Below are 13,496 nucleotides of genomic sequence, written 5' to 3'. Positions count from 1 at the left end.
CGGACCGATAAATTCGGGCGTGTAGCTCAGCGGGAGAGCACTTCGTTGACATCGAAGGGGTCACAGGTTCAATCCCTGTCACGCCCACCATTATAGCGCTGATTGAGGTTTCATGAAGCGCGGGTTGTTCTGAAGCCGGCGCAAATTCTGCTGCTGCTTCGTGAACAGCCGGAAACACCCGGGCGCCTCTGGCGCTCATTTGGTTTAAAGAAGCAGGACCCTCTCGGGGGACAGTGACATGAAGATCAAGAACTCGCTCAAAGCACTGATGACGCGCCACCGGGACAACCGTATGGTACGCCGCAAAGGCCGCGTGTACATCATCAACAAGAAAAACCCGCGCTTCAAGGCACGCCAGGGCTGAGCCCTGCTGCCACGCATAGCGTTGCGGGCTTCTGAAACATGTTGGCGGGTGAAGCACTTAAGGCGCCGATCCCGTCACTGTGACAGCCCCGGCAGCCACTGCGCACGAAGATGTGTCAAATTCCCGGATTGACCGCCGCATTCAACGATCCATAATCGTCGAATGCGGATTTTTGTATTTGCCCTCCTTTATATGATGAGCGTGCCCCTTGCGGGCGCGCAGACCGTTCCCGACCTGGGGCCGGAAGTCGAGCCTCCGTCTGCGGAGGATTTCAGCCCGTTGCCCGAGGAGCTTCCCGAAGAGGGAGGCAAGGTTGTCGTCGAGGAAGCGGATCCGGACGCGGAAAAGTCCCGTCTGGAACAGCTCTATTCCGATCTGGCCGAGGCGAAGTCCCCGAAGTCGGCGGAGCGCATCGCGCGGAGCATCCAGAGGATCTGGATGGCTTCAGGCAGCGATACGGTCGATGTGCTGATGTCACGTGCCGGCAGGGCCATCCAGTCGGAAGATCCCGCCCTTGCGCTCGATTTCCTCGATGTGGTCGTCACATTGAAACCCTCCTACGCGGAGGGCTGGAACCGGCGTGCGACCGTGCATTACATGCGCGAGGATTTCGGCAAGTCCCTCGTCGATATCGAGCGCACGCTTGCGCTGGAGCCCCGTCATTGGGGCGCGCTGTCGGGTCTGGCGATCATCCAGCGCCGTCTGGGTTTCGAGGACGCCGCGCTGGACACCTTCAGGAAAGCGCTGGAGGTCAATCCTGGTCTTGAGAACGCCGCCAAGGCGGTCGTGGATCTGGAAAAAGAGGCCGAAGGCGAAGGGGTCTGAGACGCCGAAGCCGCTGGAGAGCTCTCCGCAAAACCACAGCATATCAGATATGAAAAAGGCGGCTCGATGAGCCGCCTTTTTCATTCAATCGAACAGCGTTCTCAAATTCCGCCCTGTCCGTCACTGCCGACAAAGGCGATGCGCAACATGTTGGTGGAACCCGGGGTGCCGAAGGGAACGCCGGCGGTGACGATGATCCGCTGTCCCGGCTTGGCGTATTCTTCCAGATAGGAGATACGGCAGGCGCGGTCGATCATGTCCTCTTCGTTGGCGGCATCCTCACTGACGACACAGTGAAGGCCCCAGGCGAGGGACAGGCGGCGGGCGGTTGCCAGAACGGGGGAGAGCACGATCACCGGGCAGGCAGGCCGCTCGCGGGATGCGCGAAGGCCTGTGGCACCCGAGGTGGTATAGCAGACAACGGCGGCCAGGTTGAGCGTTTCGGCGATCTGCCGGGCCGCTGCGGAAATCGCATCCGCCCCGGTAGCTTCCGGCTCGGTGCGCTGTGCATAGATGATGTTCTGGTAATTTGCGTCCTGCTCCACCTCGTTGGCGATACTGTCCATCGTGGATACGGCTTCGATGGGAAAATCGCCGGCAGCGGATTCGGCGGACAGCATCACCGCGTCGGCGCCCTCGAACACGGCGGTCGCCACATCGGAGACCTCCGCACGGGTGGGCACCGGCGAGGTAATCATGGATTCGAGCATCTGGGTTGCCACGACCACGGGCTTGCCGGCACGGCGGCAGGCGCGGGTGATGCGCTTCTGCAGGCCGGGGACCTGCTCCAGGGGCATTTCAACGCCGAGGTCACCACGGGCCACCATGATGGCGTCGGAGAGCTCGATGATTTCGTCCAGGCGGCCGATGGCCTGGGGCTTTTCGATCTTGGCGAGAACGCCTGCGCGGCCGCGGGTGATCTTGCGCACTTCGGCAAGATCGTCCGGGCGCTGCACGAAGGACAGGGCGACCCAGTCGACATTCTGATCGAGGGCCGCGATCAGGTCGCGGTGATCCTTTTCCGTCATTGCGCTGGTGGCGATTTCGGAATCGGGGACACTGACGCCCTTGCGGTCGGACAGCTTGCCGCCGACGATCACTTCGGTGACGGCGCTGGTGGCGTTGGCCTTGACGACCTTGAGCTGTATCTTGCCGTCATCCAGCAACAGCCGGTGACCCGGTTCCAGGGCCTGCAGGATTTCCGGATGGGGAAGATGGACCCGATTGATATCGCCGCCGGACGTGTCGGCATCCAGAGTGAAGGATGCGCCGTTCTCGAGCGTGACCGGACCCTTCGCGAAGGTTCCAACCCGTAGTTTCGGTCCCTGGAGGTCGGCCAGAATACCGATCGGCCGTCCTACTTTTTCCTCGACAGAACGGATGCGTTCGACAAGCATCTTCAGACGATCATGATCTGTATGGCTCATGTTGATGCGGAACACATCAGCGCCGGCGCGGTACAGTTTTTCAATGATGTCTTGTTCTGAGGAAGAGGGTCCGAGAGTTGCCAGAATTTTGACTCGCCGGTTACGCCTCATCGCCCACCTGTTCCCTGTTGCACGGGTTCGGTCAGCTGAACTGTCCAGCTGCTCTGTTCGCCCGTGTCGATTTCAAAAAAGCCTGTCCGCTCAAAGCCGCGGGCCACACAGTCTTCAATCCCACGAATGGTGAATTCCTTTTCCCGGGTGCACATGAACGCCCGGCCTCCCCATTCACCGAATTGGTCATAATCAACTGCGTAAATGTAATAGTATCGTGAAACCAATGCACCCGGTACCAGCGTTTCACAGGAATTGGAGGAAAGATTCCACCATCCTTCGGTGACCCAGTCGGTCTTGTCCTTGTAACCGATGGCCACGCCAACCTGACTGTCGGTCTTGTTGCAGAGCCGCAGGTCAGCCTTCGCTTCGTCGCTGGTTGCCGGAAGAAACAGCAGGGCAAGAAAAGCGGCACAGACAGTTTTCAGGGGCGCGCCTATACGTGCCCGAGACCCATCCTGGTTCCGTTCCCCAACCTCAAACATATGCAGTCGTTCACTTTGCTGCTTTACAGACATTCGCTTTTTGCGTTGACGAGGAGTGCTTGTCAACGTCGTTAACAGGATCAGGAGCGCTTTCGCCCAATCTTGACACTGGAAACCGCACACTCACTTCTGCCCCGAGGCGCGGTCTCCCTCTATGAGGCCAGAAATGGGGCGGTAACATGACCGGACCTTCCATGTGAGAATTTAGCCGTCGATAAACCTTATACAGGTTGGTCGTCCATTGGCAAAATTGCCTGTAAATCCAACGTTCAAAGTCAGGCCGGACCGACAATCGCGCGCTGCGAATCGGCGATGAGATTCTGCCTGATGCGGCTTGGTTCCCGGGCCGGTTTGCCGTAAACCTGTCGGCCTGTACCTTCGCATGTCCGATGACCTTCCACGAAGCGTGAAATGACAAAACCAGCAGCCGTGGCCGAAGAGGCCTTTCAGCCGACGGAATATATCGATGGCGACTTCGGTTCGGGTATCCTGCTCCTGTGCGATCATGCGAGCAACGCGGTGCCGCCGGGCTACGGGAACCTTGGTGTTCCGCCCGAACAGTTCGAACGTCATATCGGTTACGACATCGGTGCGCGGGCCGTCACGCTCGAACTGGCCAGGCGTCTTGGCGCGCCTGCCTGCCTGACGACTTTCTCCCGCCTGCTGATCGATCCGAATCGTGGTGCTGACGATCCGACGCTGATCATGCGCCTGTCCGATGGAGCCGTCGTGCCCGGCAACGCAAAGGTGGATGCGGAAGAACGGTCCCGCCGCATCGAAAGATTTCATCGCCCCTATCACCAGCTGATTGCCCGCACACTCGATGCGATGCTGGAAAGGGCCGCGCCGCCGGTGATCTTCTCCATCCACAGTTTCACGCCCGTGTGGCGCGGCGTGCCGCGGCCCTGGCATGTCACGGTTCTCTGGGACAGCGATCCGCGGGCCGTTGTGCCGCTGCTGGAGGGGCTGCGAGCACAGGACGGGTTGATCGTCGGAGACAACGAGCCCTATGACGGCGCTCTCAAAAACGACACAATGTACCAGCACGCCACGCTCCGTGGACTGTCTCAGGCGTTGCTCGAACTGCGTCAAGACCTCATCGCAGACGCGGCCGGCGCAGAGGAGTGGGCGGACCGTCTGGAGCCTGTCCTGAGAGATATCGCCCGGTTGCCGGACTGCCGGCAAACCCGGTATTTCAAATCACGCTGCGACACCGAGTAAGTGCACACAGCCTGTTACGGCAAAGGGAGTTCATGAGTATGGACGAGCAAACCAGAGTGGAATTGGAAGCGGCGGTGTTCAGGCGCCTGGTAGAGCACCTGCGCAGCCGCACGGATGTGCAGAACATCGACATGATGAACCTGGCCGGCTTCTGCCGGAACTGCCTGTCCAACTGGTACCAGGACGCAGCGGGGGAAAAGGGTCTGGATATGGACAAGGCCGAGGCGCGCCAGATCGTTTATGGTATGCCCTATGACGACTGGAAGGCGAAGTATCAGGCGGAAGCCTCGGCGGACCAGAAGGCGGCGTTCGAAAAAAACAAACCTCAGCACTAGGGTGTGGACCCGGATGGCGGACCAAGGGCAATCAGGGTTTTGCACCGGCATTGCTTGACGGCCTTGCCCAAGTCTGGCACGGCACGGGCGGATTTCAGAACGGTCCGGGATTCGCAACCGAACCGGACCATCAATTTCAACAAACCGAGAAGACGACTAAAGGAGAACTGAATTCATGTCCGATCCGGGTGGAGTGGCAGCCGATCAGCTGCGGGCATTCGTGGAACGCATTGAGCGCCTTGAAGAAGAAAAGAAGGTCATTTCAGATGACATCAAGGACGTCTACGCCGAGGCAAAGGGCAACGGTTACGACGTGAAGATCCTGCGCAAGGTCGTGTCGCTGCGCAAAAAGCAGCCGCACGAGCGTGAAGAAGAAGAAGCGGTTCTGGATCTTTACATGCATGCGCTCGGCATGGCTGCCCAGGCGCCGTCCGAAGGCTGATTTGCTCAACAGTGAACAGACGAAAAAGAGCGGCACAACGGCCGCTCTTTTTTTGTTCGTTTCAGGCAGATGTCAGCGTGCGAAGCGGACAGGCAGAACCACGATGGCAGGGCCCTCGAACCGGTCGGTGCGCAGACCGGCATAGGGATCGCGCTCAAAGCTTGCGGCCACGAAGCGGTTGCCCGGCATCATGACATTTTCAAGCTTGCGCTGGTTGGGGTGGCTCAGCCCCGCAAAGGTACGATTGCGGGTGGTGCCGGCACCCGACAGCAGGGTCGCTGCGGACTTGTCCGGAAGGCTGGCAAATCCGGCGAGCGGGTCGATGATCTGATCCCTGGGGATGCGCCCGGAAACAGACGGCAGCTTGCGTGCGGCTGCCGCGGGCGTTGCCGGCCCGGCCCGGCTTACGGACTTTTGCTGCGGTACGCTTGCGGAAGGCCGCAGCGAGCGGCTCAGGCTCTGAGGCACTGCGCTTGCGGAGGCATAGGCGAGGGTGGTTTCAGGACGCGGGGCAGGCGAGGGAGACGGAACAGTTCCGGTTGCCGCGGCAATCGCCGCCACCGGATCGGAGGCGGGAACGGTTTCGGAAAGGCCGAGCGTTTCAGCCGCTGCCCTGGCCGCGTTGCTCAGGCCGGTGCTGGGTTTTTGAACCGGGGCACGGGCAACCTGAAACCGCGTATCGATCACGTCTTTCGTCGATGCCGGCGGCTGGCCGGATGCCAGCGTAAACCTTTGCGCGTCGAGTGTGTTCGGGGCGGGGGCTGCCGGTACCGGAGCCGGTGGCACGGGCGACGCGGGCGCAGTCGCCTGCTGCAGGACCGGTTCGGCACTGGCAACGATGATCGGCTGCTCTTGCGGAGCGGGTGTTGCCGGTTCGCTCTCCAGCACCTTGCGGGTCGGGATCGGCGGATTTTTAAGAACCGGCGAAGCTTCCGCGGTCAAAGCTGCGGGCGGCGTGTTGCCGACCGCGCCAGGGCGCTGGTTCTGCTCACCACGGTTGTTGCCGCCGAACAGGCTCGCGAACAGGTTTCCGCCACCGGCGGGCTTGTCGTTGTTGGCAGCAGCCACCGGGATCGGCGTGCCGGGCTTGGTCAGGCTCTGGTCCCGGGTGCTGGCGGGACGGCTGTTGGAGGCGGGCCGGTCGTTCGAGGCGACGATTGTCGGCCGCGAGGAGCTGCGTCCACCGGATCGCGATTCGGCAAGAGCGACCTTGTAACCGCTCATCGGCTTGCCGTCGGAGGGAATATGCAGGGTCTTGCCATCGGGGAAGACCTTGGCGAGCTGCGAGCGGCTCATGCGCGGCCAGTGGCGGATCGTGCCCGTGTCCATGTGGACGAAAGGTGACCCGGAACGGGGATAATAACCGACACCGCCCACTTCCTTGCGCAGTCCGGTTGCCCGCAGCGTGGCGAGATTGACGCCGGGAATATAGAAGTCCATCGCCTTGCCGAGCGTGTGCTGGCTGTTTTTCGCAACGCCGGAAGACCGCTTGCGCAGCATGTTGTTGGTTGCCGGAGACCGGTAGCTGGAGACGACGTTGATGGGCTCGCGGGCGCGAACGCTCTGATAGACCTCCCAGACCAGATCCAGAAGCTCCGGGTCCATCTTGATGATCTCGTTGCGCCGCCAGTCGCGCAGGAAGCGGTTGGCCTCGCGCAGACCTTCGGGCAGGTAACGACCGTTTTTCTTGAAGGTGATCGAAACACGCTCTTTGGTATGCGTGTTGTAAAGCTTCAGCGTACGGGTTTCCGCCTGCGCGGCACCCGTGAGGAAAGCACACACAACTGCCAGCGCGCCAGCCGCCTTAGCCGCGTTCTTCAGCCAGTTGACGGCGTTGAAATCAAACAACCGTTTACGCAAAATCTGTCTCGCCGTTTTTGATGGCATCACCCATCCCGTGCTCCCCAGCAGGAGCTCCACATTAGCCGCAGCAAGTTAAGAAGTTTTTACCCTAATTTCATTAGCGCGATAATCGTTGCGGAATTGCAACGGCGCAACAGGAAATTAGATAAAAGGCCCTCCGCAGATCTGCATATCGGCAGAATGCGTCAAAAAATCGTCCGAATTTTGCTCAAGCGGCCGAGGATACAGTCTGGCGACAGCTTCAGGGCATTCCGGGGAGCCCTCCTGCAAGGCAGGGTCCGGGTGCCCGGTTGCTCTTCAACCGGTTTCAGGCAGCGTTTTCCTCGCCGCCTTCCTCCAGACCGTATTCCTTCAGCTTGCGATAAAGCGTCGAGCGGCCGATGCCAAGGCGCCTGGCGACTTCCGTCATGCGGCCCGAGTAGTGATTGATCGCGGCGCGAATCAGCTCTTCCTCGATATCGGCAAGTTTGCGCACATGGCCTTCCGGGTCGAGATTGCGCATGAACCCGAAAGGGGCTGCCTGTTCAAAACCGGACCGGGGTGCGGGAGGCTGCGGGGCAGGGTCCAGCGGTCTTGCTGTGACGGGCGGCGAAGCAACGGCAGCGGGATCGGGCGCTCTGGTTTCGCCCGGGAGACCGGCAGGCGCTGCGGAAAGAGCCGGCGGCTGATCGACGGCCGCTGCGACCTGCGGGAAATCATGCACCGTCAGTTCGGCGCCGTCACACAGGACGACGGCCCGGAAAACGGCATTTTCCAGCTGCCGGATGTTGCCCGGCCAGTGATAGGCCTGAAGCATGTCGAACGTCTCGGAACTCACTCCGGCCACCTGGGGCTTGCGTTCTTCCGCGGCGAACCTTGCCAGGAAGTGCCGCGTCAGGGCGGGAATGTCCTCACGCCGGTCGCGCAGCGGCGGTATCCAGATCGGAAAGACGTTGAGACGGTAATAAAGATCCTCGCGGAAAGCGCCGTCCTTGACCTGGTCGATCAGGCGCCGGTTGGTCGCGGAAATCAGCCGGAAGTCCACCTTGACCGGACGCCGGGCACCGATCGGATCGATCTCGCCTTCCTGAATGGCGCGCAGCAGCTTGACCTGAACTTCCTGCGGCAGTTCGCCGACCTCGTCGAGGAAGAGTGTGCCGCCATGGGCTTCCTGGAACTTGCCGACATGTTTGTCGACGGCGCCGGTGAAAGCGCCCTTCTCGTGGCCGAACAGAATCGATTCGACGAGATTTTCCGGGATGGCGCCGCAATTCACTGTCACCAGAGGTTTGGATTTCCGGTCGCTGGAGCCCTGGATGGCGCTGGCGATCATCTCCTTGCCGACACCGCTCTCCCCTTCAATGAGGATGGGGATATTGGAGGCGGCGGCGCGTTTGCCGAGATTGATCACGCGTTCCATGGCCGGGGAATGGGTGATGATGTCCGCGAAGGTCAGCGTGCCGGAGGCCTGCTTGCGAAAGCGGGTGATCTCGTCCTCGAGTGCCGAGGTCTTCAGCAGGTTCCGGATCGATACGTTGAGCCGCTCCGGCGCAACCGGCTTGACGGCAAAGTCCTGGGCACCGGCATTCATCACGCTGACGACGGTGTCGATGCCGCCGTGGGCCGTCTGGACGATGACCGGCGTGGCGATCCTGTCGCCGCGCAGGCGCTGCAGGACACCCAGGCCGTCGAGCTCCGGCATGACCATGTCGAGGATGATCAGGTCGATTTCGCTGGCTTCCGGCCCCGTCATGATGCGCACGGCTTCCGCGCCGTTTTCCGCTGTCTTGAACCGGTAGCCGAATTTGACAACGGCTTCCTGCAGCAATCTCCGCTGGATCGGATCATCGTCTACAATAAGAATTTTACCGCTGATTGCTTGCATTTGCCGGCCAGACCCGTCCCGATTTGTCTCGTTTCGAACCATTCTGGTCGCAATTGGGTAAACAAATCGTCCAAGACGCGGCAAAAAAGTTTGGCATTTGCGATTGCGGCGCGGCGTCGGCCCGGCCTACTAATTCTGTAGCTGAAATACCCAGGCCTTCCAAAGGCGACCGTTTACCGGAGTAAGAAATGCCGAAGATGCCGCACCCCGTTTTTGCGCCTCAGTCTTCTTCGTCCGCCGATCTCGGGCCTCTGCCCGAATGGGATCTGACGGATCTCTATCCGGCTCTGGATGCTCCGGAAGTGATCGCGGACCTGAAAGAGAGCCTTGACCGGTCGAAAACCTTCGAAACCTCCTACAAGGGCCGCCTTGCCGAAATGGCGCGGGACAACGTGGCGGCGCTCGTCGTCGCGATCCGGGCCTATGAGGAACTGGAAGATCTGATGGGACGGCTGGTCTCCTTCGCAGGGCTGGTCTACGCGGAAAACACCATCGATCCTGCGTCGCAGAAATTCTACGGCGATGTGCAGGAGCAGATCACCACCGCCAGTTCCCATCTCCTGTTTTTCACGCTGGAACTCAACAAGATCGATGACGCGGTGATGGAAGCCGCCCTCCAGGATCCGCATCTTGGCCATTACCTTCCGTGGATCGAGGATCTGCGCAAGGGTAAGCCCTATCAGCTTGAAGACCGGGTCGAGCAGCTTTTCCACGAAAAATCGGTCACCGGAGCCGGCGCCTGGAACCGTCTCTTCGACGAGACCATGGCGTCGCTGAAGTTCGATGTCGACGGCGAGGAGCTGGCCATCGAGCAGACGCTCAACCTGCTTGTCGATCCGGCACCGGAAAAGCGCCAGCTTGCGTCGCAGGCTCTGACGACGACCTTCAAGGAAAACCTCAGGACCTTCACGCTCATCACCAATACGCTTGCCAAGGACAAGGAGATCTCCGACCGCTGGCGGAATTTTTCCGACGTCGCCGACAGCCGCCATCTGGCGAACCGCGTGGAGCGGGAGGTGGTGGATGCCATGGTCGGCGCCGTCCGGGATGCCTATCCGCGCCTGTCGCACCGTTATTACAAGCTGAAGGCCAAATGGCTCGGCATGGACCAGCTCAACACCTGGGACCGCAATGCGCCGCTTCCCGATGCGGACACGCGGGTCATTCCCTGGGACGAGGCCAGGGAAACGGTGCTGTCGGCCTACAGCACTTTCTCGCCCGACATGGCCGAAATCGCGGGGCGCTTCTTCGACAAGGGCTGGATCGATGCTCCGGCCCGCTCCGGCAAGGCGCCGGGAGCCTTCGCCCATCCGACGGTTCCGAGTGTGCATCCCTACGTGCTGCTCAACTACCAGGGCAAGGTGCGCGATGTGATGACGCTGGCGCACGAGCTTGGCCACGGCGTGCACCAGGTTCTGGCCGGGCCCAACGGACCGCTGATGGCACCGACACCTCTGACGCTGGCGGAGACCGCGAGCGTCTTCGGTGAAATGCTGACGTTCAAATCCCTTTTGGCCAAGGCGGACAATCCGCAGACCCGCAAGATCATGCTGGCCTCCAAGGCCGAGGACATGATCAACACCGTCGTGCGGCAGATCGCCTTCTACACGTTCGAGCGCAAGGTCCACACGGAACGGCGCAACGGCGAGTTGACCGCCGACAAGATCGGTGAGCTATGGCTGTCCGTCCAGGGTGAAAGCCTCGGACCGGCGATCCGGCTGAACGAAGGCTACGAGTCGTTCTGGACCTATATCCCGCATTTCATCCATTCACCGTTCTACGTCTATGCCTATGCGTTCGGCGACTGCCTGGTGAACTCGCTTTATGCGGTTTACGAAGAGGCCGAAGCTGGATTTCAGGAGAAGTATTTCGACCTTCTGAAAGCCGGAGGCACCAAGCACCATTCGGAGCTGCTCGCACCTTTCGGTCTCGATGCCACGGATCCCGACTTCTGGAAAAAGGGACTTTCGGTGATCGAGCGCATCATCGACGAACTGGAAGAGCTCGATCAGGCTTGAGACTGGATATCGGCAGCGCATGAGTTCGTACCCTAATCCGCCGTTCACGCATTCGCCTTATGACGGCTCCAGCCGGCCCTTCACTGTCGGGTTGAAGCCTTTCGAGGAAGCGGTCTTTCTGGAGCCCGACCTGTCCCTCGGCGCATATCTGAGCGAGAAGGAGCGATTGTTCTCGCAGGATCTGGACACGGTGTTCCGGGTCGAGGCCGGCACGGAGGCCGCGCAGGCGGAAGTGCTGGATCTCGTCACCGGCAATCTGGAACGGTTTCATGGCGGTACGTATCGCTTTGGTTCCGGCACGGTCGAGATCCCGTCCGCCGGGCGCGTCGTGCGGCTGTCGGAAGGACCGGCTCTTCTGACGGCGTCGCAGCTTGTTCAGGAAGACCTCATCATCATGCGCCCCGGACCTGAAGGCTATCGGCTGGTGGCAGCGTCCCTGTGCTTTCCATCGTCCTGGTCGCTCGATGAAAAATTCGGCCAGTCGATGCACGGTATTCATGAAAACGTGCCGGGGTTCAACGGTGCGCGCATGGGCCAGACCGTGGCGCGCCTTTTCGACAATCTCAAACCGGAACAGCTTGTCGGCAGGTTCAACTGGTCGGTTTACCCGGACGGGAATCTGCATCACCCGCGCCCGAAGCAGATCCGTCCCGAGATTTCCAACGGCGGCCTTGCCCGGCTGTTCCTGCGCGTCGAGCGCCAGACCCTGCGGCGGCTGCCGGGAAGCGGTGATATCCTGTTCACGATCAAGGTCCACCACGACCCGCTGGCTGCGCTGGAGGTGCACGAAGATCGCGCTAGGTTGGCGGCAGGGCTCAGGCAACAACTCGTCGAACTCGATACGGATCAACTCGCCTACAAGGGGCTGGTCAGCACCCGCGATGCGCTCGTGAAAGCTCTCGAAGGACTTTCCGTCGCAGCGCAATAGTGCCGGCAGGACTGGATATTGCCGGGCTTCCGCATATCTAGACGATGACACTGCGCCTTGAAATGGAGCCTTGAACCAAATGCCGAACTCCAAAGACCGGGAAAGCAACCGGTTCAGTGCCCGCATGGGCCGCTACGCCAAAGTCGGAACGAACATGGGCGGCATCGCCGCCAAGGTTGCCGGCGCCAGGCTGTTCGGCATGGAACTGGACAATGCCAAGAATGCGACTGAGCTGGCAGCCGCGCTGGGCGGTCTCAAGGGACCGCTGATGAAGGTGGCCCAGTTGCTGTCGACAATCCCCGATGTGCTGCCGCCGGAATATACGACGGAGCTTGCCAAACTGCAGGCAAACGCCCCCCCGATGGGCTGGGCGTTCGTCAAGCGCCGGATGCGGGCGGAACTCGGCGCCGACTGGCAAAGCCGGTTTGAGGACTTCGGCAAGGAACCGGCCGCGGCCGCATCGCTCGGGCAGGTTCATCGCGCGGTTGGTCACGATGGCAGGATACTGGCCTGCAAGCTGCAGTATCCGGATATGGCGTCTGCCGTGGAAGCGGATCTGAAGCAGTTGCAGATGCTGTTTTCCGTGCACCGGCGCATGAGCCCGGCGATCGATACGCGGGAGATCGCCAAGGAAATCAGCGCCCGGGTCCGGGAAGAGCTCGATTACGTCCGCGAGGCGGCGCATATCGCGATGTATCAACGGATCCTTGCCGATAGCAGCCGTATCCGGGTTCCCGAGGTGGTCGAACCGCTTTCGACCGGACGCCTCCTCACCATGGGATGGCTTGCTGGGAGACCGCTGCTGGACTTCAAGGAGCACAGCCAGGAAGAACGGAATCTTCTGGCGGAGACCATGTTCCATGCCTGGTGGCATCCGTTCAGCCATTTCGGCGTCATTCACGGCGATCCGCATCTGGGCAACTATACGGTTTTCGAAACGGACGGCGCGCCGGCGGGAATCAACCTTCTGGACTATGGCTGTATCCGGGTCTTTCCCGAAAGCTTTGTCGAGGGCGTGGTCGATCTTTATCGCGGGCTGCTGGAAGGCGACGACGAGCGGGTCGTGTCTGCCTATGAGCGCTGGGGCTTCAAGAACCTCAAGAAGGAAGTTATCGAGGTTCTCAACATCTGGGCGCGCTTTATCTACGGGCCGCTTCTGACTGATCGTGTGCGCTCCGTCGCCGACGGCGTGTCGGCGGCTGAATATGGCCGCAAGGAAGCTTTCCGGGTGCATAGCGCGTTGAAGGAACTCGGTCCGGTCACTGTGCCGCAGGAATTCGTGTTCATGGACAGGGCGGCCATCGGCCTGGGGGGTGTCTTTCTTCACCTGCGGGCGGAGGTGAATTTCTTTCGCCTGTTCAACGAACAGATCGACGGGTTTGAAGCGGCAACGGTTCGCCGGCGGCAGGATGAGGTGCTTGCCGCCGCCGGGCTTGGAGCAGCGCCGCACGCGGCCTGACAGAGGCGCATTCGGTCGGACAAAACCGGTCCGTGATCCACCCCCGGCAAAAAGTCGCGCCTGACGGACGGGTTTGTGCACATGGGAACATTGCCGAACCGTGAAACTTTATTGTATGAAGGCAACCGACCAGAGCGTCCTGCATTCGGATGAA

12 protein-coding genes and 1 tRNA gene are annotated in these 13,496 nt (G+C 60.9%); 9 read left to right on the top strand and 4 right to left on the bottom strand.

Features of this window, described 5'->3' with window-relative positions; all coding sequences use genetic code 11:
- The first annotated feature begins 15 nt into the window (after positions 1-15).
- The 3 genes from Q1B40_RS15945 (at position 16) to Q1B40_RS15935 (ending at position 1,189) form a co-directional block, all read left to right on the top strand.
- Positions 16-90 (top strand) — tRNA-Val (locus Q1B40_RS15945).
- Between the two features lie 148 nt (positions 91-238).
- Positions 239-364 (top strand): type B 50S ribosomal protein L36, encoded by a 126-nt coding sequence (ykgO, locus tag Q1B40_RS15940; protein ID WP_006932207.1) that lies wholly within the window; start codon positions 239-241, stop codon positions 362-364.
- Between the two features lie 162 nt (positions 365-526).
- A complete protein-coding gene (locus tag Q1B40_RS15935) occupies positions 527-1,189 on the top strand; it encodes a tetratricopeptide repeat protein (RefSeq protein ID WP_299816486.1) in 663 nt (220 codons plus the stop codon).
- A 101-nt stretch (positions 1,190-1,290) separates the two neighbouring features.
- On the opposite strand, the gene pyk is transcribed toward Q1B40_RS15935, so the two are convergent.
- Both pyk and Q1B40_RS15925 read right to left on the bottom strand, forming a co-directional pair.
- Positions 1,291-2,727 carry a pyruvate kinase gene (pyk, locus tag Q1B40_RS15930; RefSeq protein WP_299816484.1) on the bottom strand — a complete coding sequence of 479 codons (1,437 nt, stop codon included), beginning with the start codon at positions 2,725-2,727 and terminating at the stop codon, positions 1,291-1,293.
- Positions 2,724-3,245: a DUF1036 domain-containing protein gene (locus Q1B40_RS15925; protein ID WP_299816482.1), complete on the bottom strand. Its 522-nt coding sequence runs from the start codon at positions 3,243-3,245 to the stop codon at positions 2,724-2,726. Before Q1B40_RS15925 ends, pyk begins: the two co-directional genes overlap by 4 nt.
- A 378-nt stretch (positions 3,246-3,623) precedes the next feature.
- Between Q1B40_RS15925 and Q1B40_RS15920 the strand changes: the two genes are divergently transcribed.
- The 3 genes from Q1B40_RS15920 (at position 3,624) to Q1B40_RS15910 (ending at position 5,210) form a co-directional block, all read left to right on the top strand.
- A complete protein-coding gene (locus Q1B40_RS15920) occupies positions 3,624-4,433 on the top strand; it encodes an N-formylglutamate amidohydrolase (protein ID WP_299816480.1) in 810 nt (269 codons plus the stop codon).
- Between the two features lie 38 nt (positions 4,434-4,471).
- Positions 4,472-4,768, top strand: coding sequence for a DUF1244 domain-containing protein (locus tag Q1B40_RS15915; protein WP_299816476.1), 297 nt, complete (start codon positions 4,472-4,474; stop codon positions 4,766-4,768).
- A 175-nt stretch (positions 4,769-4,943) separates the two neighbouring features.
- Positions 4,944-5,210, top strand: coding sequence for a DUF2312 domain-containing protein (locus tag Q1B40_RS15910; RefSeq protein ID WP_068409682.1), 267 nt, complete (start codon positions 4,944-4,946; stop codon positions 5,208-5,210).
- A 72-nt stretch (positions 5,211-5,282) separates the two neighbouring features.
- Here Q1B40_RS15910 and Q1B40_RS15905 read toward each other — a convergent pair whose 3' ends face one another.
- Both Q1B40_RS15905 and Q1B40_RS15900 read right to left on the bottom strand, forming a co-directional pair.
- Complete coding sequence (locus tag Q1B40_RS15905; protein WP_299816473.1) at positions 5,283-7,070, bottom strand: DUF882 domain-containing protein; 1,788 nt, start codon at positions 7,068-7,070, stop codon at positions 5,283-5,285.
- Positions 7,071-7,380: 310 nt separating this feature from the next.
- Entirely contained in the window at positions 7,381-8,937 is a 1,557-nt protein-coding gene (locus tag Q1B40_RS15900) for a sigma-54 dependent transcriptional regulator (RefSeq protein ID WP_299816472.1), read from the bottom strand.
- A gap of 197 nt (positions 8,938-9,134) precedes the next feature.
- Here Q1B40_RS15900 and Q1B40_RS15895 point away from each other — a divergent pair, with 197 nt between their 5' ends.
- The 3 genes from Q1B40_RS15895 (at position 9,135) to Q1B40_RS15885 (ending at position 13,342) form a co-directional block, all read left to right on the top strand.
- Complete coding sequence (locus Q1B40_RS15895; RefSeq protein WP_299816561.1) at positions 9,135-10,955, top strand: M3 family oligoendopeptidase; 1,821 nt, start codon at positions 9,135-9,137, stop codon at positions 10,953-10,955.
- Positions 10,956-10,974: 19 nt separating this feature from the next.
- Positions 10,975-11,883 (top strand): DUF3445 domain-containing protein, encoded by a 909-nt coding sequence (locus Q1B40_RS15890; protein WP_299816470.1) that lies wholly within the window; start codon positions 10,975-10,977, stop codon positions 11,881-11,883.
- Positions 11,884-11,962: 79 nt separating this feature from the next.
- Positions 11,963-13,342, top strand: a complete 1,380-nt coding sequence (locus Q1B40_RS15885) for an AarF/ABC1/UbiB kinase family protein (protein ID WP_299816468.1) — start codon at positions 11,963-11,965, stop codon at positions 13,340-13,342.
- The last annotated feature ends 154 nt before the right edge of the window (positions 13,343-13,496 follow it).

It is taken from the genome of uncultured Roseibium sp. (assembly GCF_947496995.1).
Lineage (GTDB): Bacteria > Pseudomonadota > Alphaproteobacteria > Rhizobiales > Stappiaceae > Roseibium.
The sequence above is the reverse complement of the archived record's forward strand: the minus strand, read 5'-3'. Positions and strand labels throughout refer to the sequence as shown.

Coding starts and splice junctions, on each gene's coding strand:
- Q1B40_RS15935 (WP_299816486.1), top strand. CDS start 527: ATGCGGATTTTTGTATTTGCCCTCCTTTATATGATGAGCGTGCCCCTT.
- pyk (WP_299816484.1), bottom strand. CDS start 2,727: ATGAGGCGTAACCGGCGAGTCAAAATTCTGGCAACTCTCGGACCCTCT.
- Q1B40_RS15900 (WP_299816472.1), bottom strand. CDS start 8,937: ATGCAAGCAATCAGCGGTAAAATTCTTATTGTAGACGATGATCCGATC.
- Q1B40_RS15915 (WP_299816476.1), top strand. CDS start 4,472: ATGGACGAGCAAACCAGAGTGGAATTGGAAGCGGCGGTGTTCAGGCGC.
- Q1B40_RS15885 (WP_299816468.1), top strand. CDS start 11,963: ATGCCGAACTCCAAAGACCGGGAAAGCAACCGGTTCAGTGCCCGCATG.
- Q1B40_RS15925 (WP_299816482.1), bottom strand. CDS start 3,245: ATGTCTGTAAAGCAGCAAAGTGAACGACTGCATATGTTTGAGGTTGGG.
- ykgO (WP_006932207.1), top strand. CDS start 239: ATGAAGATCAAGAACTCGCTCAAAGCACTGATGACGCGCCACCGGGAC.
- Q1B40_RS15920 (WP_299816480.1), top strand. CDS start 3,624: ATGACAAAACCAGCAGCCGTGGCCGAAGAGGCCTTTCAGCCGACGGAA.
- Q1B40_RS15895 (WP_299816561.1), top strand. CDS start 9,135: ATGCCGCACCCCGTTTTTGCGCCTCAGTCTTCTTCGTCCGCCGATCTC.
- Q1B40_RS15910 (WP_068409682.1), top strand. CDS start 4,944: ATGTCCGATCCGGGTGGAGTGGCAGCCGATCAGCTGCGGGCATTCGTG.
- Q1B40_RS15890 (WP_299816470.1), top strand. CDS start 10,975: ATGAGTTCGTACCCTAATCCGCCGTTCACGCATTCGCCTTATGACGGC.